Genomic DNA, 25474 nt, shown 5'->3' on the forward strand with positions numbered 1-25474 from the left:
CTCAGGCAGAGGGCGGAGGGTCGAACCTGCCGATAGCGCGTTCCACTGCTTCCAGCCCGACGGCGAGCGCCTGTATCCCGGCCGGCCCGATCAGCGTGTCGAGTTCCGCCTGATAGCGGACGGCGAGCTCCGTCAATTCGCCATAGGCCCGGATGCCGGTCTTCGTCAGTTCCAGATGTTCGATGCGGCGGTCGTTTTCGTCTTCGCGCCGAGTCAGCCAGCGGCGTTTTTCGAGCAAGGCGACGGCGCGGCTGACCTTGGTCTTGTGCATGGCCGAGTGCGCGCCGACTTCGGTGGCCGTCATCGGGCGGCTTGTGCTGCCGAGGGCGGCCAGAGTGCGCCATTCCGGGCGCGTGAGCTGGTAGCGCGCCTTGTACTGGGCGGCAAAGCGCAGCGCGACGAATTCCGCGGCGCGGTTCAGCCGATAGGGCAGGAAGGCATTGAGTTCGAAGCCATCGGCGGCCATCGGGCATCCTTGATAGTTACAAAATCGATAGTTACGATTGCAACTAATATGCCGAAGGCGACGCCTGCGTCCACCCTGGGAAAAGGCCGCCGCCGCGGTATTTGGAATTGCGCCGGACCTGTGAACAGGTCGCTTCGCGAAGCCGAAGCAGGGTGCCATGAGGAGGAGGATCGACGATGCTGGACAAGGCAGGAAAACAGGCCGGGACACAGGCCAAGGCCAACGAAGCGCTTGGCTACATGCCCGGCTTCGGCAATGATTTCGAGACCGAGAGCCTGCCGGGCGCCCTGCCGCAAGGGCAGAACAGCCCGCAGAAATGTGCCTATGGCCTCTATGCCGAGCAGCTTTCGGGCTCCCCCTTTACCGCGCCGCGCGGCACCAACGAGCGGTCCTGGCTTTATCGCATCCGCCCGAGCGTTCGCCACACCGGACGTTTCAACAAAATCGACTATCCGCATTGGAAGACGGCGCCGCACGTCGCCGAGCATTCCCTGGCGCTTGGCCAGTTGCGCTGGAATCCGCTGCCGGAGCCGACGGAAAAGCTGAACTTCCTGCAGGGCATCCGCACGATGACGACGGCGGGCGATGCGCCGACGCATTCGGGCATGGCAGCGCATGCCTATGCCTTCAACGCCGACATGGTGGACGACTATTTCTTCAATGCCGACGGCGAGCTGCTGATCGTTCCGGAAATGGGCGCGATCCAGGTGTTCACCGAGCTCGGCAAGATGGACGTCGAACCCTCCGAGATCTGCATCGTGCCGCGCGGCACCATGTTCAAGGTGACGCGGCTTGGCGACGAGAAGGTCTGGCGCGGCTATATTTGCGAAAACTACGGCGCCAAGTTCACGCTGCCGGATCGCGGTCCGATCGGCGCAAACTGCCTGGCCAATCCGCGCGATTTCAAGACGCCGGTCGCCGCCTTCGAGGAGAAGGAGACGCCCTGCCGCGTGCATGTGAAGTGGTGCGGCGGTTTCCACGTAACCGAGATCGGCCATTCGCCGCTCGACGTCATCGCCTGGCATGGCAACTACGCGCCCTACAAATACGACCTCAAGACCTATTCGCCTGTTGGCGCGATCCTCTTTGACCATCCGGATCCGTCGATCTTCACGGTGCTGACGGCGCCCTCGGGCGAAGAGGGCACGGCGAATATCGATTTCGTAATCTTCCCGCCGCGCTGGCTGGTGGCTGAACACACTTTCCGTCCGCCCTGGTACCACCGCAACATCATGAGCGAATTCATGGGGCTGATCTACGGTCGCTACGACGCAAAGGAAGAGGGCTTCGTGCCTGGCGGCATGAGCTTGCACAACATGATGCTGGCGCATGGGCCCGATGCGTCGGGCTACGACAAAGCGACGAATAGCGAGTTGAAACCGGTGAAGCTCGACCATACGATGGCCTTCATGTTCGAGACCCGCTTCCCGCAGCAACTGACCCGCTACGCCGCCGAACTGGAGACGTTGCAGGACAATTACATCGACTGCTGGACGGATCTCAAGAAGCGGTTCAACGGGACGCCGGAAGGCGATTGGTCTTGAGTTCACGCCTGGTTTTGCTCGGCAGCAAGGGCGGTCCGGCGATCCGGCCGGGCGGCCCGTGGCCGACGTCGTCTCTGCTTCAAATCGGCGGCCGGACTGTTGTCGTCGATTGCGGCCTTGGCGTCACGCGCGGACTGACCGATGCCGGTGTGGCGCTGAAGACGCTGGACCTGATCGTCATTACCCATCTGCATTCGGATCATGTGCTGGAACTCGGGCCGCTCATTCACACGGCCTGGACCGCGGGGTTGTCGCAGCCGGTACGCGTCTACGGACCCACAGGCACTCGCGCCTATTGGCAGGGCTTCCTGCAATCGATGGCCTTCGACATCGAGATCCGTATCGTCGATGAGGGCCGGCCCGACCTGCGGATGCTGGTCGAGGTCATCGAGTTTTCGGAAGGCGAGATCTTCTCCGAGAACGGCCTGACGCTCTCGGCGCTGCGCGTCGACCATCCGCCGGTGACCGATTGCTTTGCGCTTCGGTTCGAAGATGCGGAAGGCTCGGTCGTGTTCTCGTCCGATACGGTCTATTTCCCGCCGCTTGCTGATTTCGCCAAAGGAGCTGACATCCTCGTGCATGAGGCGATGCTCGCCGAAGGCGTCGACCGGCTGGTGGCGCGCACCGGCAATGGCGCGCGGCTGAAGGAGCATCTGCTGGCGAGCCACAGTTTCGCCGAACAGGCGGCGGCGATCGCGGCGGCTGCCGGCGTCGGCCGGTTGGTGCTGCATCACCTCATCCCCGCCGACGACCCCGAGATATCTGAGGCCCACTGGATTGCGGCGGCTCGCAAAAACTGGGCGGGCGCCTTGACGATCGCCACCGACGGCCTTGTTGTGAAGATTGCGGACGATTCGTCCGCGTAAAGAAACTCCGCGACGGCCGCGAAGCGGTCTTCGGTCTGGAACAATGAGAAGTTTGAGAGGGAGGACTGCATGAAACTGGCGACACTCAAGGACAGTACGCGCGACGGAAAGCTCGTGGTCGTCTCCCGCGATCTTACCCGCTGCTCGGAGGTCGGGCACATCGCCCGCACGCTGCAGGCAGCGCTCGACGACTGGGCGCATGCGGGCCCTCGGCTTGCGCGCGTCGCCGAAGGGATCGAGACCGGTTCGCAGCCGACGATCCGCTTCCATGAACATGATGCGCTGTCGCCGTTGCCGCGCGCTTACCAATGGGCTGACGGCTCGGCCTACGTCAATCACGTCGAGCTGGTGCGCAAGGCCCGCAATGCCGAGATGCCTTCAAGCTTCTGGACCGATCCCTTGATGTACCAGGGCGGCTCTGACAGCTTCATCGCGCCGCGCGATCCGATCCCGCTTGCCGACGAGACCTTTGGCGTCGACATGGAGGGCGAGGTCGCCGTCATCGTCGACGACGTGCCGATGGGTGCGACCATCGACGAGGCACGGGCGGCGATCCAGCTCGTCATGCTCGTCAACGACGTGTCGCTGCGCGGGTTGATCCCGGCCGAGCTTGCCAAGGGTTTTGGTTTCTTCCAGTCAAAGCCGTCGTCGGCCTTTTCGCCGGTTGCCGTTTCGCCGGATGAACTGGGCGACGCCTGGGACGGCGGCAAGCTGCACCTGCCGCTCCAAGTCGACCTCAACGGCAAACCCTTCGGCCGCGCCAATGCCGGCATCGACATGACCTTCGATTTTGCGCAGCTGGTCGCGCATGCGGCCAAGACCCGGCCGCTTTCCGCCGGCACGATCATCGGTTCGGGCACCGTTTCCAACAAGCTCGACGGCGGACCGGGCAAGCCCGTTGCGGAAGGCGGTGCCGGCTATTCCTGCATCGCTGAACTCCGGATGATCGAGACGATCGCCGGCGGTGCGCCGAAAACCCAGTTCCTGAGGGTCGGCGACGTCGTGCGCATCGAGATGAAGGACAAAACCGGTCATTCCATCTTCGGAGCTATCGAGCAGACCGTCGAAGCTTACAACACAGTCGCAAACGGCTGACTGACACGAACGGGCAAGGCATGAGCGAGACCGTCCTTTACGACTACTGGCGTTCGTCGGCGAGCTATCGGGTGCGCATCGCGCTCAACAGCCTCGGTGAAAGCTATCGTTCTGTGCCGGTCGACCTGCTTGCCAAGGCACACAAAGCGCCGGAGCATCTGGTCCGCAACCCGCAAGGGCTCGTGCCTGTCCTTGAGATCGATGGCGAGCGCTTCACGCAATCGCTCGCCATCATCGAGTACCTCGCCGAGACCCGGGCGACCTCCGGCTTCCTGCCGGAAGACGCCATCGGTCGTCAGCGGGTGCGCAGCCTGTCCTATGCGATCGCCATGGACATCCACCCCGTCTGCAATCTCAGCGTCGTGTCCCACGTCATGGCCAATGCCGAGGACAGCGAGGCGGCGCGGCGCAACTGGATGCGCAAGTTCATCGGCGAGGGGCTTGCCGCCTTCGAACGGTTGCTCGACCATTCCGCGACCGGGCGCTTCTGCCATGGCAACATGCCGACCATGGCGGATTTCTGCCTTGTGCCGCAGGTCTACAATGCCCGCCGATGGGACGTCGATCTTTCGGCCTGTCCGCGGCTGGTCGCGATCGACCAGAACTGCGCGGAGATCGAGGCTTTCGCCCGCGCGCACCCGGACCGCACGCCGCGCTGAGGGGCCACGCGGCTTCCCGCTTGATCCCTTCTCCTTGCACCTTCGGGCGCGCCCGCATCCTGCGGGCCGCCTTCTCTGGCCGGTTCCGTCAAGCGAATGTCGCGAATGGATCGACGGCGGCGAAAAGGCCGCGCTAGTTTTTGTATGACTGGCCGTATAAGGGGGGCCGGAAAAACCTCTGGAGCGAGAGACATACCGATGAAAAGCTATGTGCTGAACGTCAGCTGCAAGACCACCCGTGGCATCGTCGCCGCGATCACCGGCTATCTCGCCGAAAAGGGCTGTTATATCTCCGACAGTTCGCAGTTCGATGACCTCGAAACCGGCCTGTTCTTCATGCGTCTCAGCTTTATCAGCCAGGAAGGCGCAAAACTCGACGAGTTGAAGGCAGGTTTCGAAGCGGTGGTGAAGCGCTTCGACATGAACGCCGAGATCCGCGACAGCGAGGAGCGCATGAAGGTGCTGCTCATGGTGTCGCGTTTCGGCCATTGCCTCAACGACCTGCTCTATCGCTGGAAGATCGGCGCACTGCCGATCGATATCGTCGGTGTCGTCTCCAACCACTTCGACTACCAGAAGGTGGTGGTCAACCACGATATCCCGTTCCACTGCATCAAGGTGACGAAGGAGAACAAGCCGAAGGCGGAAGCCCAGCTGCTGGAACTGGTCGACCAGACCGGCGCCGAACTGATCGTGCTTGCCCGCTACATGCAGGTCCTGTCCGACGCGCTCTGCAAGAAGATGTCGGGCCGCATCATCAACATCCATCACTCCTTCCTGCCGTCGTTCAAGGGCGCCAACCCCTACAAGCAGGCCTATGAGCGCGGCGTGAAGCTGATCGGCGCGACGGCGCACTACGTCACCGCCGACCTCGACGAAGGCCCGATCATCGAGCAGGACATCGCCCGCATCACCCACGCCCAGAGCGCCGAAGACTATGTCTCGATCGGCCGCGACGTGGAAAGCCAGGTGCTGGCGCGCGCCGTGCACGCCCATATCCACAACCGTTGCTTCATCAACGGCAACCGTGTCGTCGTCTTCCCGCCGAGCCCGGGCTCCTATGCTTCCGAGCGTATGGGGTGAGGCGTCAGGCAAATCGCATGCTGAAAACGAGAAACGCCGCCGGTTCGATCGGCGACGTTTCTCGTAGGTTGGAGCGCGAGGCGACCGGAACGCGCTACGCTATTGCAACAGCTCAAGCCCGACCGCCGTCGCCTCGCCGCCGCCGATGCAGAGCGAGGCGATGCCGCGCTTGACGCCGTTGGCGCGCATGGCGTGAAGCAATGTCACGATGATGCGGGCGCCGGATGCTCCGATCGGATGGCCGAGCGCGCAGGCGCCGCCGTTGATGTTGACGATCTCGTCCGACAGGCCGAGGTCGCGGATCGCCGCCATCGCCACCACGGCGAAGGCCTCGTTGATTTCGTAGAGGCCGACGCTGCCCTTCTCCCATGCGAGCCTTGCCAGCAGCTTGTCGATTGCGCCAATCGGGGCCGTCGTGAACCAGGCCGGCTCCTGGGCGTGGCCCGCATGGCCCGCGACGATAGCAAGCGGGGTCAGCCCACGCTTTTCCGCTTCGCTGGCGCGCATCAGGATCAGCGCCGCTGCCCCGTCTGATATCGACGACGAATTGGCGGCCGTCACGCTGCCGCCGTCGCGGAAGGCGGGTTTCAGCTTCGGGATCTTTGACGGATCCGATTTGGTCGGCTGTTCGTCGCGGTCGAGATTGGCGGTCTGGCGCTTGCCGGCGCCAGCGACTGCCACGACTTCCGCGGCAAAGGAACCATCCTCAGTTGCGCGGGTTGCGCGCTCCAGGGATCGCAGCGCAAAGCCGTCCTGATCGGCGCGCGAGAACTGATAGTGCTCGGCCGTGTCCTCGGCATAGGTGCCCATCAGCCGGCCGGAATAGGCGTCTTCGAGGCCGTCGAGGAACATGTGGTCCTTGACTTCGCCATGACCCAGGCGGAAGCCGCCGCGCGCTTTCGGCAGCAGATAGGGCGCGTTGGTCATCGACTCCATGCCGCCGACCGCAAGCACCGACGCGCTACCGGACAGCAGAGCATCGTGGCCAAGCATCAACGCCTTCATGCCGGAGCCGCAGACCTTGGAGATGGTCGTCGCCGGCGTTTCCTTGCCGAGGCCGGCGCCAAGGGCTGCCTGGCGCGCCGGGTTCTGGCCAATGCCGGCCGGCAGCACATTGCCCATCAACACCTCGTCGACAGCATCAAGGCCGGCACGATCGAGTGCGGCTTTGAGCGCTATGGCGCCGATTTCCGGCGCGGTCAAATCCTTGAGGCTGCCCTGAAAGGCGCCCATTGGTGTGCGGGCCGCCGAAACGATGACGATCGGGTCAGTTCTGCTCATGTCTTTCTCCCATACGGCAAAAGGCAATGGTTGGCGCGAGTGCGTGCCCCGCGTGTGTCCTTCTCCCCGCGTGGCGGGGAGAAGGTGGCCGGCAGGCCGGATGAGGGGCACTTTTGCCCCAACCGCCCCTCGACGTCAGATATGCAGCGCGTGCCCGAGCGCCTTCAACGCGGACTCCTGGAAAGCTTCCGATTGCGTCGGATGCGCATGGATCGTGCCGGCGATGTCTTCGAGGCGCGCGCCCATTTCGATCGCCAGGCTGAAGCTTGCCGAGAGTTCCGAGACGCCGTGGCCGACGGCCTGGATGCCGAGCACCAGGTGGTTGTCGGCGCGAGCGACGATGCGAACGAAACCGTCTTCGGCAAGCGTCGTCATGGCGCGGCCATTCGCCTGGAAGGGGAACTGGCCGATCTTGATCTCGATGCCGCTCGCACGCGCCTCGTCGGGCGACAGCCCTGCGGTGACGATCTCCGGATCGGTGAAGCAGACGGCCGGGATGCAGCGCTTGTCCCAGCTGCGCTTGTGACCGGCGACGATCTCCGCCACCATTTCCCCCTGCGCCATGGCGCGGTGCGCCAGCATCGGCTCGCCGGTGACGTCGCCGATCGCATAGATGCCGCGCATGGACGTCCGGCACTGGTCGTCGATGCGGATGAAGCGGCCAGTGCGGTCGAGGTCGATTTCCTCAAGGCCGACGCCCTCGGTCACGGGTTTGCGGCCGACGGTGACCAGCACCTTTTCGGCGGCGACATCGATTGCGCGACCGTTGTGTTCGGCTTGCAGGCTGCCGGTTTCGGCGGAGTAGCTCTTGGCGACCGTCTGGGTGAAGACCTCGATGCCGAGTTCGCCGAGACGCTTGGCGATCGGTTTCGTCAGATCGGCGTCATAGAGCGGCAGAATGCGCGGCTGCGCTTCGAGTACGGTCACGTGGCTGCCGAGCTTGGCGAAAGCGGTGCCAAGTTCGAGACCGATGTAACCGCCGCCGATGACGGCGATGCTCTTCGGCACGCTTTTCAGCGACAGGGCCTCGGTCGAGGAAATGATCGACCCGCGGAAAGGCAGGTCGGGCAGCTCGACCGGCGCCGAGCCGGTGGCAATGACGATCGTCTCGGCGCGGATGCGCTGCAGTCCGATCTCGGTCTCGACATCGACGGTCTTGCCGTCGACGAAACGGGCGGTGCCGATCACCGCCTTGACACCCGCCTTCTTCAGAAGGCCGATGACGCCGCCGTTCAGCCGTCCGACGATGCCGTCTTTCCAGGCGATGGTGCGGGCAAGGTCGATTGTCGGGTTGGCGAGCGACAGACCGAGCGGGCTGCGGCCGGAAGCGGCCGAGCGCAGCTTATGAAACTCTTCCGCCGCGTGGATGAGGGCCTTGGAGGGAATACAGCCGACATTGAGGCAGGTGCCGCCGGCTTTCGCCTTTTCGACGATGACCGTGTCGATGCCGAGCTGGCCGGCGCGGATTGCGCAGATGTAGCCGCCGGGGCCGGCGCCGATGACGAGCAGCTTGCAGGAAATTTCCTTCATGATCGCCTCAGGCCTCCACGAAAATAAGCGCCGGCGTTTCGAGCAGGGTCTTCAGCCGCTGCACGAAGACGGCCGCATCCCAGCCGTCGATGACGCGGTGATCGAAGCTCGAGGACAGGTTCATGATCTTGCGCGGCACGAACTGCGTGCCATCCCAGACCGGGCGGACGGCGAGCTTGTTGACGCCGATGATCGCGACTTCCGGATGGTTGATGACCGGCGTGGAGACGATGCCGCCGAGCGCGCCGAGCGAAGAGATGGTGATGGTCGATCCGGTGAGCTCGTCGCGGGTGGCCGTGCCGGTGCGGGCAGCGTCCGCCAGGCGATTGAGCTCGTTGGCACAATCCCAGATGCCGCGGGCTTCGGCATGGCGCACGACCGGAACGGTGAGGCCGGCCGGGGTCTGGGTCGCGATGCCGATATGCACGCCGTGATGGCGGCTGATGATGCCGGCGCCGTCGTCGAAAGTGGCATTGACGGCGGGTTGATCGGCAATGGTGCGCACGAGCGCGCGCATCAGATAGGGCAGGATGGTCAGCTTCGGCTGGTCGGGTTTGCGGTCGCGGTTCATCGTCGTCCGCAGGTCCTCGAGCGCCGTCATGTCGACCTCTTCCACATAGGTGATGTGGGGAATGCGCGAGGTCGAAAGCGACATCTTCTCGGCGATGCGACGGCGAAGGCCGGTTACCTTGATCTCGTCGACGGCGGTCTTGCGCTGCAGGCCGGCCGGCGCAAGCGCCGGCTGGGCGCCGCGGGCGATGAACTGGTCGAGGTCATCATGGGTGATGCGGCCAGCCGGACCGGTGCCGGTCACCTGGCGCAGATCGACGCCGCTTTCCTTGGCGCGCAGGCGCACCGCCGGCGAGGCAAGGGCCTTCTCCAATCGTTCGCCAGCGGCATGTGCGCCGTTGGCGTGGACACCGTTCGTGGTCGGCGCCTTGACCTCGACCTTGGCGGGCTGGGCCGGCTTGGAGACCGGCGCGGGCGCCTCAGTCTTCACTGCGGGTTTTTCTTCCACCTTCGCGACAGGCTTCTCTTCCACGGGAGCAGCCGTTTCGCCTTCGCCTGATATTTCGATGCGCACGAGCGGCGCCTTCACCGCAACGGTGTCGCCTACCTCGGCGCCGAGCCAGAGCACGGTGCCGGTGACGGGCGAGGGGATTTCGACGGTCGCCTTGTCGGTCATCACGGCGGCGAGCACCATGTCCTCGCGCACGGGGTCACCGGGCTTCACATGCCATTCGACGAGTTCAGCCTCGGCCACGCCTTCGCCGACATCGGGCATCTTGATTACGAATTCGCCCATGTCAGGCCTCCATCACTTCGACGAGCGCGCGTCCGACGCGCGCGGGGCCGGGGAAATAGTCCCATTCCTGCGCGTGCGGGTAGGGCGTGTCCCAGCCGGCGACGCGCACGACGGGCGCTTCGAGATGGTAGAAGCAGTGCTCCTGCACGAGGGCGGCCACTTCGCCGCCGAAGCCCGACGTCAGCGTCGCTTCGTGCACGACGACGCAGCGCCCGGTCTTTTCCACCGACTTGACGATCGTATCGAGGTCGAGCGGCAGCAGACTGCGCAGGTCGATCACCTCGGCGTCGATGCCGGTTTCCTCGGCAGCCGCGAGCGCCACGTGCACCATGGTGCCATAGGCGACGACGGTGACGGCGGAGCCCTCTCGGCGGACTTCCGCCTTGCCGATCGGAACGGTGTAGTGGCCTTCCGGCACCTCGCCGAGATCGTGTTTCGACCAGGGAATGACCGGCCGGTCATGATGGCCGTCGAAGGGGCCGTTGTAGAGCCGCTTCGGTTCCAGGAACATCACCGGATCCGGATCCTCGATCGAGGCGATCAGCAGGCCCTTGGCGTCGTAGGGATTGGAGGGCACGACGACTTTCAGGCCGCAGACATGGGTGAAAAGCGCTTCGGGGCTCTGACTATGCGTCTGGCCACCGAAGATGCCGCCGCCGGTCGGCATGCGCAGGACGATCGGGCAGGTGAAATCACCGTTGGACCGGTAACGAATACGGGCCGCTTCCTGGGTGATCTGGTCGTAGGCCGGATACATGTAGTCGGCGAACTGGATCTCGACGCAGGGCTTCAGCCCGTAGGCGGCCATGCCGATCGCCGTGCCGACGATGCCGCTTTCGCTGATCGGCGCGTCGAAACAGCGGGTCTTGCCGTATTTCGCCTGGAGGCCTTGCGTGCAACGGAAGACGCCGCCGAAATAGCCGACGTCCTCGCCGAAGACGACGACATTGTCGTCGCGTTCCATGGAGACATCCATGGCGCTGCGCACGGCTTCGATCATTGTCATTCTGGCCATATCAGTATCCTGCCTTCTGCCGCTGGCGGCGAATGTGCGGCGGCATCTCGGCATAGACGCCCTCGAAGATATCGCGCACCGACGGCTTGCCGCCGGCATGCAGCGTGCCGTGGCCCTCGGCCTGTTTCTGGGCCTGGATCACTTCGTCGGTGATCTCGGCTTCCGCCTGCGCATGACGCTCTTCCGACCAGGCGCCGCGAAGGATGAGGTGCTTCTTCAATCTCAGGACCGGGTCGCCGAGCGGCCAGGCCTCGGATTCCGTCTTCGGGCGATAGGCGCTCGGATCGTCGGAGGTCGAATGGGCGCCGACGCGGTAGGTGACGTATTCGATCAGGGTCGGGCCGAGATTGCGCCTTGCACGCTCGGCCGCCCATTTGGCGACGGCGTAGACGGCGAGATAGTCGTTGCCGTCGACGCGCAGGGCCGGAATGCCGAAGCCGAGGCCGCGGGCGGCAAAGGTGCCGGAGCCGCCGCGGGCGATGCCCTGGAAGGTCGAGATCGCCCACTGATTGTTGACGATGTTGAGGATAACGGGCGCCTTGTAGGTGGAGGCAAAGACGAGCGCCGAGTGGAAGTCCGATTCCGCCGTCGAGCCGTCACCGATCCAGGCGGCTGCGATCTTGGTGTCGCGCTTGATGGCCGACGCCATCGCCCAGCCGACCGCCTGCACATATTGGGTGGCGAGGTTGCCGGAGATGGTGAAGAAGCCATGCTCCTTGGAGGAATACATGATCGGCAGCTGCCGGCCGCGCAGAGGGTCGCTCTCGTTCGAGAAGATCTGGTTCATCATCTCGACCATGGGATAGCCGTCGGCGATCAGAAGACCGGCCTGTCGATAGGTCGGGAAGTTCATGTCGCCCTTCACCAACGCCTTGCGGAAGGCGCAACTGACGGCCTCTTCGCCCAGATGCTGCATGTAGAAGGAGGTCTTGCCCTGGCGCTGGGCCATGACCATGCGCGCATCGAAGGCGCGCAGCAGCATCATGTGCCTGAGGCCGGAGAGCAACTCGTCATCCGAAAGCAGCCCGGCCCAGGGGCCGACCGCTTCGCCGTCGCGGTTCAAGACGCGGATGATCGAATAGGCGAGGTCGCGCATCTCTTCCGGCGCGACGTCCACCTCCGGGCGCGGCACGGAGCCGGCCTTCGGGATCTTGACGTTGGAGAAATCCGGCTGGCCGCCGGGCCGAACGGCGGGTTCGGGGACATGCAGGCTAAGTCGATCGAGATCGCTCATGCGGTTTCCGGCCTCCTCCGGAGTGCGCAGTGCACCAAATCAAGATCGGTTCGAGTCGAACCGCTCTTCATTTCTGTTCTCACGCATTTCCGGACGCAAAGGCGCTAGGACCCTCGCTGGAAATGCTCTGGGACGGGATAACGATGGGCCTGAGGTGTACGAGGACGTGCAATGTGACCGGCAAGGCTCCTCCGCCCAAGGTCTGCACAGACTCCTCCTAAAAGCCCCCGCTCTCCCGACGGGAATGCTCACAGACTGCCACGAGTTCCGGGGCTTATGAAGGTCTTTCCGTGTTGCGGGGCAGGGGCAGGCGAAGAAAGATAGAATCCTGCCGGGAGTGCGCCCACGCGTTGTGTCGTTCACCTTCCTGCCGGTCGTTGCCGGTAATTTTCTTTCGCGGCGATCCGTCGGCGGTAGCGTTCAGACCGGCGGGACGATGGTGATCGGCGTTCCATCGAGGAAGCGCGAGAGCCGGAATGGCGTCGGATCGACGATCGGTTTCTCGCCCGTTACGAGGTCGGCGACGAGGTGTCCGGCGCCAGGCCCGATGCCAAAACCGTGGCCGGAAAAACCCGTCGCGACAATGAGGCCCGGAACGGTTTCGGCGGGTGAGATGACGGGGACGGCATCGGGCATCACATCGATCAGTCCTCCCCATATCTGTTGCACCTTGGTTTTGCGCAGGAATGGCAAGGCCCTGCCGGCGGCGTCGAGGGCCCGCAGGGCGCGCCGCGAATCCGGATTGGGATCGAGCACGCGGTGGCGCTCGAAGGCGCCGGGCCGGTCGAGCGGGACGGTGCCGATCTCGAACAATTCGTTCCAGCTCTGGGCGTTGATGCCCACCTGCACGGCATCGCCCTCCGCCTTTCGCGCCGGCTGGAAATCGCGGAAGAATGCGAAGCTGTCGGGCACGACCGCGTGCAGGTTGGCGGCACCGTCGGCAATCGTGTAACCGCCATCGAGGCGCTTGCGATAGGCATAGGTCGCGGTTGCGCCGGCCCCTTCCGGACCGCCGGAGACCGGCCCGGTTCTCAACACCGTATTCCGCACCTTCAGCTGCGGCAGCCGGATGCCGAGGCTTTTGAGAAAGAGCCTGGACCAGGCGCCGCCGGCGACGATGACGGTCGACGTCTCGATGCGGCCTCTCTCGGTGACGACGGCGGAGATCCGGCCCGCTGCCTTTTCGACCCCGCGCACGGCGCAGCCCGTCAGGATACGGGCACCGGCGCGGCGTGCACCGGCGACAATCGCGGGCACCGCCTTCTGCGGTTCTGCCCGGCCGTCGCTCGGCGTGAAGAGCCCGCCTTGGTAGCGGATGGCGGCGCCCGGCATCATCGCCTCTGTCGTGTCGGAACTGAGTTGCACGCTGTCGACGCCGTAGGGTCGGGCCATGGCAAGCCAGGCGTCGCGATTGGCGATGTCGCGCTCATTCTCGGAGACATAGAGGATGCCGCTGCGGCGAAAGCCGGTCTCGCCATTGATGCGCGCGTCGAGCGTGTCCCAGATCTTCAGCGCCTCGATCGCCAGCGGGATTTCGCGCTCGTCACGGCCCATCACCCGAACCCAGCCCCAGTTGCGGCTCGATTGCTCGGCGCCGGGCGTACCCTTCTCGCAGAGCACGACGTCGATACCGCGTTCGGCAAGGAAGAGGGCGGTGCTGACGCCGATGATGCCGCCGCCGACGATGACGACGTCAGCCCTGGCGGGCAGGGTGGTGTCTGTGGCGATGGGATCGAGCGTGGGACCGGGCATGGGGAGGGCACTTTCGGGCAGGAGGTGTCGCGGTCATCGGTGCATGCCGCCGCCGCGAGATCAAGACCTGCAATCTGGCCGTCGTCGGCCGGCGCTCGGTTGTTGGCAATCTTTTATCGCCAACCCGTCCGGTTCGCCGCGAGACGGTCTTTCGGAATTTTGCGCGTGCTTCTATGCTCGCGCGCATGAGTGAGAGCCGCCCCGATCTTCGCCCCGTCCTGCGCATCGATTTTCCGCCCGCCGACCGGCTCGGCCGCGGCAAGATCCTCTTGCTCGAACTGATCCGCGAGACCGGCTCCATCTCCGCCGCCGGCCGGGCGATGGACATGTCGTACCGCCGCGCCTGGCTGCTGGTCGATGCCCTGAACCGGATGTTCAGCGAGCCTTCGGTAGAATCACAGCGCGGCGGCAAGCAGGGTGGCGGAGCCCTGGTGACGCCGTTCGGCGAAGAGCTTATCCGGCGCTACCGCGAGATGGAGGAGAAGGCACGCCTTGCGATCGGCGAGGATTTGGCCTGGCTCGAATCCGTTCGGAGCAGCGATACACCAGCGTTCGATACGGCCGAGGCTGTTTCCAAAAAGGCCTAATGCATGTCGCGCAAAAGTGTGCAGCGGTATCGCGGCAACGACATGCATAAAAACAAGAGCTTAGAGCCTGGCGCGCGAATGCGTTTTCATGCGACAGGCTTTAGTGATCGATCGCGACCGACTTGATGACGGCATAGACGGTCTTGCCGGGAACAAGCTGCAGCGCGTCGCAGGAAAAGCGGGTGATGCGGGCGGCAATCGTCGCATCGCCGCAAGTCACCCGGACATCGACGCTGCCATCCTCCTCCGATGTCAGCGTCAGAATGCGCCCTTCGAGCACATTGAGCGCACTGATTTCCACTGGCCTTGAGGTCGCCAGCATGACGTCGCGGGCGGCTATGTGCAGGCGAAGCCTGACGCCGGCCGTCGCGCTGACACCGGCGATGCGCAGCCGTTCCCGTCCGACCCGGACGGTCGTCAGTTCGTGCACCGGATCGGTTCCCTCGACTTCGCCCTCCAGCAGGACACCGGCCTCGCGCCTGCCGGTGGCAAGCGTTGCGGCGGGCGCGCTCAACACCTCGGCGGCCGCGCCCGATGCGGTGACCCGACCGCTTTCGAGCACGACCACGCGCCGGGCCAACCGGGCGACTTCGCTGACGGAATGGCTGACATAGACGATCGGGATGCGCGCATCGTCGCGCAGCCGTTCGAGATAGGGCAGGATCTCCGCCTTGCGCGCCTCGTCGAGGGCGGCGAGCGGTTCGTCCATCAGCAGCAGCCGCGGTGCCGCGAGCAACGCCCGTCCGATCGCGACGCGCTGGCGCTCGCCGCCGGATAAAGCCGACGGGCTCCGATCGAGCAGATGGCCGATGCCGAGCATGTCGACGATGCGGATAAACTCATTGCCGGTGCCGCTCTTGCCGGCGAACCAGCGGCCATAGGCGAGGTTGCGGCGTACACTCAAATGCGGAAACAGCCGCGCCTCCTGGAAGACATAGCCGAAGCGCCGGCGATGCACCGGCGTGAAGATTCTCCTCTCGCTGTCGGCGATAACGTCGCCATCGAGCAGGACACGTCCGCTTTCGGGCTTCAGAAGCCCGGCGATGATGTTGATGAGCGAGGTCTTGCCGGAGCCGGAGCGGCCGAACAGTGCGGTCACGCCTCCATCCGAGGTGAAGGCGGCGTCGAGCGCAAAATTTCCGAGTTGATGATGAGCTTCGACGGTAAGGCTCATTGGGCTGCCACCCGGCGCGCGGCAAATGTCGCCAGCAGTTCCGAGAGGATCAGCGCGGCCATGGAAATGATGACGGAAATGATTGTCAGCCGCATGGCGCCGGCATCGCCACCGGGCACCTGGGTGAAGGTGTAGATGGCGGCCGAAAGCGTCTGCGTCTCGCCGGGAATGTTGGAGACGAAGGTGATCGTGGCGCCGAACTCGCCCATCGCCTTGGCAAAGGCGATGATCATGCCGGCGATGATGCCGGGAATGATCAGCGGCAGCGTGACGGTGGCAAAGACCCAGAGGGGGCTCGCGCCGAGCGTGGTCGCTGCGTCCTCGAGCTTGCGGTCGACCGCCTCGATCGACAGGCGGATGCTGCGCACCATCAACGGGAAGGCCATGACGGCGCAGGCAAGGGCGGCACCGGTCCAGCGGAAGGAAAAGACGAGGCCAAAATAATCGGCGAAAAAGGCGCCGAGCGGGCCGCGGCGGCCGAAAAGCAGGAGCAGCAGGAAGCCGGTGACGACAGGCGGCAGGATCAGCGGCAGATGAACGAGGCCGTTCAGCAGTGTCTTGCCCCAGAAGCGCCCGCGGGCAAGCAGCATGGCGACCACGAGTGCGAAGGGCAGGCTGCAGATCATTGCGACGGTTGCGACACGCAGGCTCAAGAGGATCGCCGTCCATTCCGCATCGCTCACTGCAAGCCAGTCCAATGGATATCGCTCCCCGATACGAGGCTTGTGGGACGCGGCTGTCTGCCCCCTATTGCCTCTGACAAATGTTCGCGTCGTCCGCGTTTGGGCGCGGGCGACGCGAACATGACGTTAGATGCTTCGCCTGCCTCTGGACAGACGGCACTAGCGCCTATTTCAGCCGGCTACTTCAGGACTGTGAAGCCCTGCTTTTCAAAGAGTTCAGCAGCCTTTGCCGACTTGACGAAGTCGATGTAGGCGGTACCGCATCAGGGCTCTTGCTCTCGGCCGTGATCGCGATCGGGTAGATGATCGGCGGATGGCTGTCTTCCGGGAAGGTGCCGACGACCTTGACGCCCGGGTCTGCCGCGGCATCGGTCTGGTAGACGATGCCGTACGGCGCTTCGCCGCGCGAAACGAGCAGGAGGGCGGCACGCACGCTTTCAGCGCCGGCGACCTTGGCCTCTACGGCCTTCCAGGCGTCGAGCTTTTCGAGCGCAGCCTTGCCGTACTTGCCGGCCGGAACGGAATCGACGGCACCCATGGCAAGGCGACCGTCACCGAGAATGGCTGCGAGATCGAAGCCCTGATTGATTTCGACCGGGGCAGCGTCCTGCTTGCCGGAGACGAGCACGATGCGGTTGCCGAGCAGGTTTGCGCGGGTGTCGTCCTTGATCAGCTTCTTTTCGGCGAGGTAGTCCATCCAGGCGAGGTCGGCAGAGATGAAGACGTCGGCGGGCGCGCCCTGTTCCACCTGCTTGGCCAGTGCCGAGCTGGCCGCGTAGGAAACGGTCGTTTCCTTGCCACTTTCCTTCTGCCACTCGGCATTGATCGCATCGAGCGCGTTCTTCAGGCTCGCAGCCGCAAAGACCGTCACCTTCTCTTCCGCCTGTGCGGACGCCGGCAGAACACTTGCGCCGGCCCAGGCGAGGCCGAGCGCCAGCACCAGTCCCTTCAGCCAGTCTCTTCTCTTGATCATCGATTTCCCTCCAACGATGCGTGATATCTCTTAGGATACAACGATATCGCCTCCTGATTACCGTTGTATCTGTTGAAATACAATGCTCCTCAAAAGGGCTAGCGTAATACCCGTGTGGTTGTGGCCGCCCGGCAAAACCGGTGCAGCATTCCTGCGGCGGGCGCGATTGGGCTTGCGATGATGTCCGGGCGGCCTAAATTGCGGCCTCGATGCCCTGACATGGAGCGGACGTGCAATGGAAACGGCAGTGAAGCTTGAAGAAAGCTGGAAGGAAGCGTTGGCACCGGAATTCGCCAGCGCCTACATGGCTGACCTCAAGCAGTTCCTCGTGGCCCAGAAGAACGAGGGCCGGCAGATTTTCCCTCGCGGGCCTGAGTATTTTCGCGCGCTCGACCTGACGCCGCTCGACAAGGTGCGCGTGGTCATTCTCGGCCAGGATCCCTATCACGGTGACGGCCAGGCGCATGGGCTCTGCTTCAGCGTTCGCCCCGGTGTCCGGACGCCGCCCTCGCTCGTCAATATCTACAAGGAGCTGAATACAGATCTCGGCATTCCGCCGGCGCGACACGGCTTTCTCGAAAGCTGGGCGAAGCAAGGTGTGCTGCTCCTCAACAGCGTGCTGACGGTAGAGCGCGGCAACGCGGCATCACACCAGGGTCACGGTTGGGAAAAGTTCACGGATGCGATCATCCGTGCGGTCAACGAGGCCGAGCATCCCGTCGTCTTCATGCTCTGGGGCTCCTATGCGCAGAAGAAGGCGGCCTTCGTCGACCGCTCGCGCCATCTTGTCCTGAGAGCACCGCATCCGTCGCCGCTCTCGGCCCATTCCGGCTTTCTCGGCTGCCGGCATTTTTCCCAGGCCAATGCCTTCCTTGAAGGCAAAGGCTTCGATCCGATCGACTGGCGGCTGCCGGAAAATCCGGCTGCGGACATCAACTGAAGGCTTGGCGCGAATGACGGCTTTGTCGTCGCCCCGAGGCCTTGCCTTGGCGGCGGCGATCCGCCTAAGACGCCCGAACGAAATGGCGGAGGCGGGCATGCGCAAAATTCTGATCATCGGCATCGGTTCGGGCAATCCCGAACACATGACCGTGCAGGCGATCAACGCGCTGAACCGCGCCGACGTGCTCTTTATCCCGACCAAGGGAGCGAAGAAGACCGAGCTTGCCGAAGTGCGCCGCGACATCTGCGCCCGCTACGTCACGCGCAAGGACAGTCGCACCGTCGAGTTCGCGGTGCCCGTGCGGCGCACCGAAGGCGTCAGCTATGACGGCAGCGTCGATGACTGGCACGCCCAGATCGCTGGGATTTACGAAGCGCTTCTGTCGAAGGAGTTGGGCGAAGAGGGAACTGGCGCGTTTCTCGTCTGGGGCGACCCGATGCTCTATGACAGCACCATTCGCATCGTCGAGCGGGTCAGGGCACGCGGTGAGGTCGCCTTCGCCTACGACGTCATTCCCGGGATCACCAGTCTGCAGGCGCTTTGCGCCAGCCACCGCATTCCGCTGAACCTCGTCGGCAAGCCGGTGGAGATCACCACGGGGCGTCGGCTGCACGAAAGCTTTCCCGAGAAGAGCCAGACCTCGGTCGTCATGCTCGATGGCGAACAGGCGTTTCAGCGGGTCGAGGACCCGGAGGCGGAGATCTATTGGGGCGCCTATCTCGGCACGCCGGATGAGATCGTCATTTCCGGCCGCGTGGCTGAGGTGAAGGACCGGATCCTTGAAACGCGGGCGGCGGCGCGCGCGAAGATGGGATGGATCATGGACATCTATCTCCTGCGCAAGGGCGCCGACTTCGACGAGTGACGGGGAGGGCCGATCTGCGTCGTGTTTGATCTCACTCAAGGTTTGCGGCTGTGTTATAGCGTCTTAAGAGGCTTCTTCAGGGAGGAGAGCCTCAAGTGATGACGGATTTGATGACCAGCTGCGCCCTTCCATTGACCGGAGAAACCGGCACCGTCGCTTCGATGCGCCGCGGCGCCTGCCCGTCCTTGGCAGAGCCGATGCAGACCGGCGACGGCCTGCTCGTCAGGCTGAGGCCAACGGATGACAGTCTGACGCTACCGAAGGTCATTGCCCTTGCCACGGCTGCCGAGCGCTTCGGCAATGGCATCATCGAGATTACCGCGCGCGGAAACCTGCAGCTTCGCGGCCTGAGTGCGGCTTCGGTGCCAATGCTGGCGCAGGCGATCGGCGATGCGGAGATCGCCATTGCCGAGGGGCTCGCGATCGAGGTGCCGCCCCTGGCCGGCATCGACCCGGACGAGATCGCCGATCCGCGGCCGATTGCCACCGAGCTTCGTGAAGCGTTGGGTGCGCGCCAGGTGCCGTTGAAGCTTGCACCCAAATTATCCGTCGTCATCGATAGCGGTGGCCGGTTTGGTCTCGGCGCTGTCGTCGCCGACATTCGCCTTCAGGCGGTTTCGACTGTCGTGGGGGTGGCCTGGGTGCTGTCGCTTGGCGGCACGTCAACGAAGGCATCGATCGTCGGGACGTTGGCCGGCAACGCGGTCGTGCCGGCCCTGGTCACCATTCTCGAGAAACTGGCGATCCGGGGCACGACGGTGCGCGGGCGCGATCTGGACCCGTCGGAAATCCGCGCGCTCTGTCGCTGTGAGACATCGTCCGAACGCCCGGCCGCTCCGCGTTCGGCCGCAATACCCGGCATTCATGCGCTGGGTAACGCCGACACCGTTCTCGGCCTCGGTCTGGCCTTTGCTCAGGTGGAGGCCGCCGCGCTGGCATCCTACCTGCATCAGGTCCAGGCGCTTGGCGCCAATGCGATCCGGCTTGCGCCCGGGCACGCCTTCTTCGTCCTCGGCCTTTGCCCCGAGACCGCGGCTGTGGCGCAGAGCCTGGCAGCGTCACACGGTTTTCGCATTGCCGAGCAGGATCCGCGCAATGCGATCGCCACCTGCGCCGGCAGCAAGGGTTGCGCCTCGGCGTGGATGGAAACCAAGGGCATGGCCGAGCGCCTCGTCGAGACGGCGCCGGAATTGCTCGACGGGTCGCTCACCGTGCATCTCTCCGGCTGCGCCAAGGGTTGCGCCCGGCCGAAGCCGTCCGAACTGACGCTTGTCGGTGCGCCATCAGGATACGGGCTTGTCGTAAATGGGGCTGCCAATGGCTTGCCAAGCGCCTACACCGATGAGAATGGAATGGGATCCGCCCTTGCCCGGCTCGGCCGGCTGGTGCGGCAAAACAAAGACGCTGGCGAATCGGCGCAGTCCTGTCTTACACGGCTCGGAGCTGCGCGCGTCTCGGCAGCGTTCGAACAGGGATAGACATGCCTGAGTATGATTACATTCGCGATGGCAACGCCATCTACGAGCGTTCCTTCGCCATCATCCGCGCCGAGGCCGATCTGTCGCGCTTCTCCGAGGAGGAAGCGGATCTGGCTGTGCGCATGGTGCACGCCTGCGGTTCCGTCGAGGCGACCAGGCAGTTCGTGTTTTCTCCCGATTTCGTAAGCTCGGCCCGTGCGGCGCTGAAAGCCGGTGCGCCGATCCTCTGCGATGCCGAGATGGTTGCGCACGGTGTCACCCGCGCCCGTCTGCCGGCCGGTAACGAGGTGATCTGCACGCTGCGCGATCCTCGCACGCCCGCACTTGCGGCCGAGATCGGCAACACCCGCTCCGCCGCAGCCCTGAAGCTCTGGAGCGAGCGGCTGGCCGGTTCGGTGGTCGCGATCGGCAACGCGCCGACGGCGCTGTTCTTCCTCTTGGAAATGCTGCGCGACGGCGCGCCGAAGCCGGCGGCAATCCTCGGCATGCCCGTCGGTTTCGTCGGTGCGGCGGAATCGAAGGATGCGCTGGCCGAGAACTCCTATGGCGTTCCCTTCGCCATCGTGCGCGGCCGCCTCGGCGGGAGTGCCATGACGGCGGCAGCGCTTAACTCGCTCGCGAGGCCGGGCCTGTGAGCGGCGTCGGCGTGGGGCGCCTGATCGGTGTTGGGACCGGCCCCGGTGATCCGGAACTTTTGACGGTCAAGGCGGTGAAGGCGCTCGGGCAAGCCGATGTGCTTGCCTATTTCGCCAAGGCCGGGCGAAGCGGTAACGGCCGCGCGGTGGTCGAGGGTCTGCTGAAGCCCGATCTTGTCGAGCTGCCGCTGTACTATCCGGTGACGACCGAAATCGACAAGGACGATGGCGCCTACAAGACCCAGATCACCGACTTCTACAATGCGTCGGCCGAAGCGGTAGCGGCGCATCTTGCCGCCGGGCGCACGGTCGCCGTGCTCAGTGAAGGCGACCCGCTGTTCTATGGTTCCTACATGCATCTGCATGTGCGGCTCGCCAATCGTTTCCCGGTCGAGGTGATCCCCGGCATTACCGCCATGTCCGGCTGTTGGTCGCTTGCCGGCCTGCCGCTGGTGCAGGGCGACGACGTGCTCTCGGTGCTTCCGGGCACCATGGCCGAGGCCGAGCTCGGCCGCAGGCTTGCGGATACCGAAGCCGCCGTGATCATGAAGGTCGGGCGCAATTTGCCGAAGATCCGTCGGGCGCTCGCTGCCTCCGGCCGTCTCGACCAGGCCGTCTATGTCGAACGCGGCACGATGAAGAACGCGGCGATGACGGCTCTTGCGGAAAAGGCCGACGACGAGGCGCCCTATTTCTCGCTGGTGCTCGTTCCCGGCTGGAAGGACCGACCATGACCGGTACGCTCTATGTCGTCGGTACCGGACCGGGCAGCGCCAAGCAGATGACGCCGGAAACGGCGGAAGCCGTTGCGGCCGCTCAGGAGTTTTACGGCTACTTTCCCTATCTCGACCGGCTGAACCTCAGACCGGATCAGATCCGTGTCGCCTCGGACAACCGCGAGGAGCTCGATCGGGCACAGGTCGCGCTGACGCGGGCTGCGGCAGGCGTGAAGGTCTGCATGGTCTCCGGTGGCGATCCCGGTGTCTTTGCCATGGCGGCCGCCGTCTGCGAGGCGATCGACAAGGGACCAGCGGAATGGAAGTCGGTTGAACTGGTGATCACGCCCGGCGTGACCGCGATGCTCGCCGTTGCCGCCCGCATCGGCGCGCCGCTCGGTCATGATTTCTGTGCGATCTCGCTTTCCGACAATCTGAAGCCCTGGGAAGTCATCACCCGGCGCCTCAGGCTGGCGGCGGAAGCGGGCTTCGTCATTGCCCTCTACAATCCGATCAGCAAGGCGCGGCCCTGGCAGCTCGGTGAGGCCTTCGAGCTTCTGCGCAGCGTTCTGCCGGCAACGGTTCCGGTCATCTTCGGCCGTGCGGCCGGGCGGCCGGACGAACGGATCGCGGTGATGCCGCTCGGCGAGGCCGATGCCAACCGCGCCGACATGGCGACATGCGTCATCATCGGCTCGCCGGAGACGCGAATCGTCGAGCGCGACGGCCAACCCGATCTCGTCTACACGCCGCGCTTCTATGCAGGGGCGAGCCAGTGAGCGATGCGGTTGAGTGCCTCGTCGCAACTGCCGACCGTCGGCACGTCCGCGGGCTTGCGCCGCTCGACCATGATCACCTCGATGCCGAGCCGGCGCGCTGCGGCAATCTTGCCGTAGGTGGCGCTGCCGCCGCTGTTCTTGGCGACGATCACATCGATCTGCCGGCTCCTGAGCAACGCGGCTTCATCGGCTTCCGCAAAGGGACCGGTCGCCAGGATCGCCTCCTGGTCGGGCAGATTAAGCGGCGGCGTCACCGGATCGACGCTGCGGATGACGTAGCTGTGCTGCGGCGCGACCTCGAAGTGGAAAGCTTCCTGTCGACCTATCGCCAGGAAGACGCGGCGTCGCCGATCACCGAGCGCGCTGACGGCCTCGACAACGCTATCGACAGCAGTCCAGCGGTCGCCAGGCAGGGGCACCCATTCCGGTCGGCGGAGGGCGATAAGCGCAACGCCGGTTCTTTGCGCTGCGTCCGCGGCGTTGTGCGAAATGCGTGCGGCAAAGGGGTGCGTCGCATCGACCAGCAGCGCGATGTTTTCGTCATGCAGGAAATGCGCCAGCCCATCGGCGCCGCCAAAGCCGCCGATGCGCGTCTTGACCGGCTGCGGCCGCGGGTCCGCGGTGCGGCCGGCCAGCGAGATGGCGGTGTCGTAGCGGACATCTTCGGCCAAGCGGCGCGCGAGTTCGCGTGCCTCGGTGGTGCCACCCAAAATCAGAATACGAGGTTTTTCCATGGCTGACGTGTCGAACAGCGAACCCGCCATCGTCTCCCCCTGGCTGACCGTCATCGGTATCGGTGAGGATGGTGTAGCGGGTCTCGGCGACGAGGCCAAGCGGCTGATCGGCGAAGCGCCGGTCGTCTACGGCGGCCATCGTCATCTGGAGCTCGCCGCCTCCCTCATCACCGGCGAAGCGCACAATTGGCTAAGCCCCCTCGAACGCTCGGTCGTCGAGATCGTCGCACGTCGCGGCAGCCCGGTGGTGGTGCTTGCCTCGGGCGACCCGTTCTTCTTCGGCGTCGGCGTGACGCTGGCGCGCCGCATCGCCTCGGCCGAAATACGCACGCTTCCGGCGCCGTCGTCGATCAGTCTTGCCGCCTCGCGCCTCGGCTGGGCGCTGCAGGATGCGACGCTCGTCTCCGTCCATGGGCGGCCGCTGGATCTCGTCCGGCCGCATCTTCATCCGGGCGCCAAGGTGCTGACGCTGACCTCCGATGGCGCCGGCCCCAGGGACCTTGCCGAGCTCTTGGTTTCGAGCGGCTTCGGTCAGTCGCGGCTGACGGTTCTCGAGGCGCTTGGCGGCGCCGGCGAACGGGTGACGACGCAGATCGCCGCGCGCTTCATGCTCGGCCTCGTGCATCCTTTGAACGTCTGCGCCATTGAGGTGGCGGCCGACGAGGGCGCGCGCATCCTGCCGCTTGCCTCCGGCCGCGACGATGCGCTGTTCGAACATGACGGGCAGATCACCAAGCGCGAGGTCCGGGCGCTGACGCTGTCGGCACTCGCACCGCGCAAGGGCGAACTGCTATGGGACATCGGCGGCGGCTCCGGCTCGATCGGCATCGAATGGATGCTCGCCGATCCGACCATGCAGGCGATCACCATCGAGGTGGAGCCGGAGCGGGCAGCGCGCATCAGCCGCAACGCGACGATGTTCGGCGTGCCCGGGCTGACGGTTGTCGAAGGCGAGGCGCCGGCGGCGCTTGCCGGCCTGCCACAACCGGACGCGGTCTTCATCGGCGGCGGCGGCAGCGAAGACGGCGTCATGGAAGCAGCGATCGAGGCGCTCAAGTCAGGCGGACGGCTGGTTGCCAACGCGGTGACGACGGACATGGAAGCGGTGCTGCTCGATCATCACGCGCGGCTCGGCGGTTCGCTGATCCGCATCGATATCGCGCGTGCAGGACCCATCGGTGGCATGACCGGCTGGAAGCCGGCCATGCCGGTCACCCAATGGTCGTGGACGAAGGGCTAAAGCAGTTCCAGCGAAAGTGTGACGCGGTTTTGCGTCCGGAACTGCGTAAGAAAAAGAAAGAGTAACCTATGACGGTACATTTCATCGGCGCCGGCCCGGGAGCCGCAGACCTGATCACGGTGCGCGGTCGCGACCTGATCGGGCGCTGCCCGGTCTGCCTCTACGCCGGCTCGATCGTCTCGCCGGAGCTGCTGCAATATTGCCCGCCGGGCGCCCGCATTGTCGATACGGCACCTATGTCGCTCGACGAGATCGAGGCGGAGTATGTGAAGGCCGAAGCCGAAGGGCTCGACGTGGCGCGGCTTCATTCGGGCGACCTCTCGGTCTGGAGTGCTGTGGCCGAACAGATCCGCCGGCTCGAGAAGCATGGCATTGCCTATACGATGACGCCGGGCGTTCCTTCCTTTGCGGCGGCGGCTTCAGCGCTCGGTCGCGAACTGACCATTCCGGCCGTGGCCCAGAGCCTGGTGCTGACCCGCGTTTCGGGCCGCGCCTCGCCGATGCCGAACTCAGAAACGCTTTCCGCTTTCGGCGCTACGGGATCGACGCTGGCAATCCACCTTGCGATCCATGCGCTTCAGCAGGTGGTCGAGGAACTGACGCCGCTCTACGGTGCCGACTGCCCGGTCGCCATCGTCGTCAAGGCCTCCTGGCCGGACGAACGCGTGGTGCGCGGCACGCTCGGTGACATCGCCGCCAAGGTGGCGGAAGAGCCGATCGAGCGTACGGCACTGATCTTCGTCGGTCCGGGGCTCGAAGCCTCCGATTTCCGTGAAAGCTCGCTCTATGATCCCGCCTATCAGCGGCGCTTCAGAGGGCGCGGCGAATAGGCCGCA

The 25474-nt window shown here is 64.8% G+C and carries 24 protein-coding genes and 1 pseudogene; 14 read left to right on the plus strand and 11 right to left on the minus strand.

The features are described 5' to 3' along the window. Position 1: 1 nt before the first annotated feature. Complete coding sequence (locus OVA00_RS21255; protein ID WP_060604581.1) at positions 2-466, minus strand: MarR family winged helix-turn-helix transcriptional regulator; 465 nt, start codon at positions 464-466, stop codon at positions 2-4. A 176-nt stretch (positions 467-642) separates the two neighbouring features. Here OVA00_RS21255 and hmgA point away from each other — a divergent pair, with 176 nt between their 5' ends. From hmgA to purU, 5 genes are all read left to right on the plus strand, one after another. After that, entirely contained in the window at positions 643-2010 is a 1368-nt protein-coding gene (gene hmgA / locus OVA00_RS21260; protein WP_112976346.1) for a homogentisate 1,2-dioxygenase, read from the plus strand. Beyond that, positions 2007-2876: an MBL fold metallo-hydrolase gene (locus OVA00_RS21265; RefSeq protein ID WP_268089586.1), complete on the plus strand. Its 870-nt coding sequence runs from the start codon at positions 2007-2009 to the stop codon at positions 2874-2876. The genes hmgA and OVA00_RS21265 overlap by 4 nt, the downstream gene beginning before the upstream one ends. A 69-nt stretch (positions 2877-2945) precedes the next feature. Further along, a complete protein-coding gene (locus OVA00_RS21270; protein WP_034787188.1) occupies positions 2946-3971 on the plus strand; it encodes a fumarylacetoacetate hydrolase family protein in 1026 nt (341 codons plus the stop codon). A gap of 20 nt (positions 3972-3991) precedes the next feature. Then, on the plus strand, positions 3992-4630 hold the full coding sequence (gene maiA / locus OVA00_RS21275) for a maleylacetoacetate isomerase (RefSeq protein ID WP_268089587.1): 639 nt from the start codon (positions 3992-3994) through the stop codon (positions 4628-4630). Between the two features lie 198 nt (positions 4631-4828). Next, positions 4829-5713, plus strand: coding sequence for a formyltetrahydrofolate deformylase (gene purU, locus OVA00_RS21280; protein ID WP_034787183.1), 885 nt, complete (start codon positions 4829-4831; stop codon positions 5711-5713). 99 nt (positions 5714-5812) lie between these two features. Here the strand turns inward: purU and OVA00_RS21285 are convergent, their stop codons facing one another. The 6 genes from OVA00_RS21285 to OVA00_RS21310 all read right to left on the minus strand — a co-directional run bounded on the left by OVA00_RS21285 (position 5813) and on the right by OVA00_RS21310 (position 13831). After that, positions 5813-6994 carry an acetyl-CoA C-acyltransferase gene (locus tag OVA00_RS21285; RefSeq protein ID WP_268089588.1) on the minus strand — a complete coding sequence of 394 codons (1182 nt, stop codon included), beginning with the start codon at positions 6992-6994 and terminating at the stop codon, positions 5813-5815. 135 nt (positions 6995-7129) lie between these two features. Next, a complete protein-coding gene (gene lpdA / locus OVA00_RS21290) occupies positions 7130-8524 on the minus strand; it encodes a dihydrolipoyl dehydrogenase (protein ID WP_113187293.1) in 1395 nt (464 codons plus the stop codon). A 7-nt stretch (positions 8525-8531) separates the two neighbouring features. After that, a complete protein-coding gene (locus OVA00_RS21295) occupies positions 8532-9830 on the minus strand; it encodes a dihydrolipoamide acetyltransferase family protein (protein WP_034787169.1) in 1299 nt (432 codons plus the stop codon). Position 9831: 1 nt separating this feature from the next. Further along, positions 9832-10845, minus strand: a complete 1014-nt coding sequence (locus OVA00_RS21300) for an alpha-ketoacid dehydrogenase subunit beta (protein WP_034787163.1) — start codon at positions 10843-10845, stop codon at positions 9832-9834. 1 nt (position 10846) lies between these two features. Continuing rightward, positions 10847-12079, minus strand: coding sequence for a 3-methyl-2-oxobutanoate dehydrogenase (2-methylpropanoyl-transferring) subunit alpha (locus tag OVA00_RS21305; protein ID WP_034787158.1), 1233 nt, complete (start codon positions 12077-12079; stop codon positions 10847-10849). Positions 12080-12499: 420 nt separating this feature from the next. Then, a complete protein-coding gene (locus tag OVA00_RS21310; protein WP_268089589.1) occupies positions 12500-13831 on the minus strand; it encodes an NAD(P)/FAD-dependent oxidoreductase in 1332 nt (443 codons plus the stop codon). 185 nt (positions 13832-14016) lie between these two features. Here OVA00_RS21310 and OVA00_RS21315 point away from each other — a divergent pair, with 185 nt between their 5' ends. Continuing rightward, entirely contained in the window at positions 14017-14418 is a 402-nt protein-coding gene (locus OVA00_RS21315; protein ID WP_060517635.1) for a winged helix-turn-helix domain-containing protein, read from the plus strand. 100 nt (positions 14419-14518) lie between these two features. On the opposite strand, the gene modC is transcribed toward OVA00_RS21315, so the two are convergent. The 3 genes and pseudogenes from modC to modA form a co-directional block, all read right to left on the minus strand. Further along, positions 14519-15592, minus strand: coding sequence for a molybdenum ABC transporter ATP-binding protein (gene modC / locus OVA00_RS21320; RefSeq protein WP_060581243.1), 1074 nt, complete (start codon positions 15590-15592; stop codon positions 14519-14521). Beyond that, the gene (gene modB, locus OVA00_RS21325; RefSeq protein WP_034787131.1) at positions 15589-16290 is read right to left on the minus strand and encodes a molybdate ABC transporter permease subunit; all 702 of its coding nucleotides are present in this window, start codon (positions 16288-16290) and stop codon (positions 15589-15591) included. Before modB ends, modC begins: the two co-directional genes overlap by 4 nt. Positions 16291-16454: 164 nt before the next feature. After that, positions 16455-17248: pseudogene (gene modA, locus OVA00_RS21330) on the minus strand (molybdate ABC transporter substrate-binding protein). A 235-nt stretch (positions 17249-17483) separates the two neighbouring features. Here modA and ung point away from each other — a divergent pair. The 6 genes from ung to OVA00_RS21360 all read left to right on the plus strand — a co-directional run bounded on the left by ung (position 17484) and on the right by OVA00_RS21360 (position 22664). Continuing rightward, positions 17484-18188 (plus strand): uracil-DNA glycosylase, encoded by a 705-nt coding sequence (gene ung, locus OVA00_RS21335; protein ID WP_034787127.1) that lies wholly within the window; start codon positions 17484-17486, stop codon positions 18186-18188. Between the two features lie 97 nt (positions 18189-18285). Continuing rightward, positions 18286-19056, plus strand: coding sequence for a precorrin-6A synthase (deacetylating) (cobF, locus tag OVA00_RS21340; RefSeq protein WP_089044913.1), 771 nt, complete (start codon positions 18286-18288; stop codon positions 19054-19056). A 110-nt stretch (positions 19057-19166) separates the two neighbouring features. Next, positions 19167-20534 carry a precorrin-3B synthase gene (gene cobG, locus OVA00_RS21345; protein WP_268090352.1) on the plus strand — a complete coding sequence of 456 codons (1368 nt, stop codon included), beginning with the start codon at positions 19167-19169 and terminating at the stop codon, positions 20532-20534. A gap of 2 nt (positions 20535-20536) precedes the next feature. Continuing rightward, on the plus strand, positions 20537-21169 hold the full coding sequence (locus OVA00_RS21350; RefSeq protein ID WP_060581247.1) for a precorrin-8X methylmutase: 633 nt from the start codon (positions 20537-20539) through the stop codon (positions 21167-21169). Then, positions 21166-21903 (plus strand): precorrin-2 C(20)-methyltransferase, encoded by a 738-nt coding sequence (locus OVA00_RS21355; protein WP_034787112.1) that lies wholly within the window; start codon positions 21166-21168, stop codon positions 21901-21903. Before OVA00_RS21350 ends, OVA00_RS21355 begins: the two co-directional genes overlap by 4 nt. Continuing rightward, positions 21900-22664: a precorrin-3B C(17)-methyltransferase gene (locus OVA00_RS21360; protein WP_060517485.1), complete on the plus strand. Its 765-nt coding sequence runs from the start codon at positions 21900-21902 to the stop codon at positions 22662-22664. Before OVA00_RS21355 ends, OVA00_RS21360 begins: the two co-directional genes overlap by 4 nt. Here the strand turns inward: OVA00_RS21360 and OVA00_RS21365 are convergent. After that, positions 22643-23428: a cobalt-precorrin-6A reductase gene (locus tag OVA00_RS21365; protein ID WP_082566283.1), complete on the minus strand. Its 786-nt coding sequence runs from the start codon at positions 23426-23428 to the stop codon at positions 22643-22645. The genes OVA00_RS21360 and OVA00_RS21365 overlap by 22 nt on opposite strands. On the opposite strand from OVA00_RS21365, the gene cbiE reads away from it, so the two are divergent. Continuing rightward, positions 23397-24638 carry a precorrin-6y C5,15-methyltransferase (decarboxylating) subunit CbiE gene (gene cbiE, locus OVA00_RS21370; protein WP_268089590.1) on the plus strand — a complete coding sequence of 414 codons (1242 nt, stop codon included), beginning with the start codon at positions 23397-23399 and terminating at the stop codon, positions 24636-24638. The two genes, OVA00_RS21365 and cbiE, sit on opposite strands and share 32 nt — an antisense overlap. Positions 24639-24706: 68 nt before the next feature. Further along, a complete protein-coding gene (gene cobM / locus OVA00_RS21375) occupies positions 24707-25468 on the plus strand; it encodes a precorrin-4 C(11)-methyltransferase (RefSeq protein ID WP_060517490.1) in 762 nt (253 codons plus the stop codon). The last annotated feature ends 6 nt before the right edge of the window (positions 25469-25474 follow it).

Origin of the sequence: Ensifer sp. SL37 (assembly GCF_026672675.1) — a bacterium.
GTDB classification, from domain to species: domain Bacteria; phylum Pseudomonadota; class Alphaproteobacteria; order Rhizobiales; family Rhizobiaceae; genus Ensifer; species Ensifer adhaerens.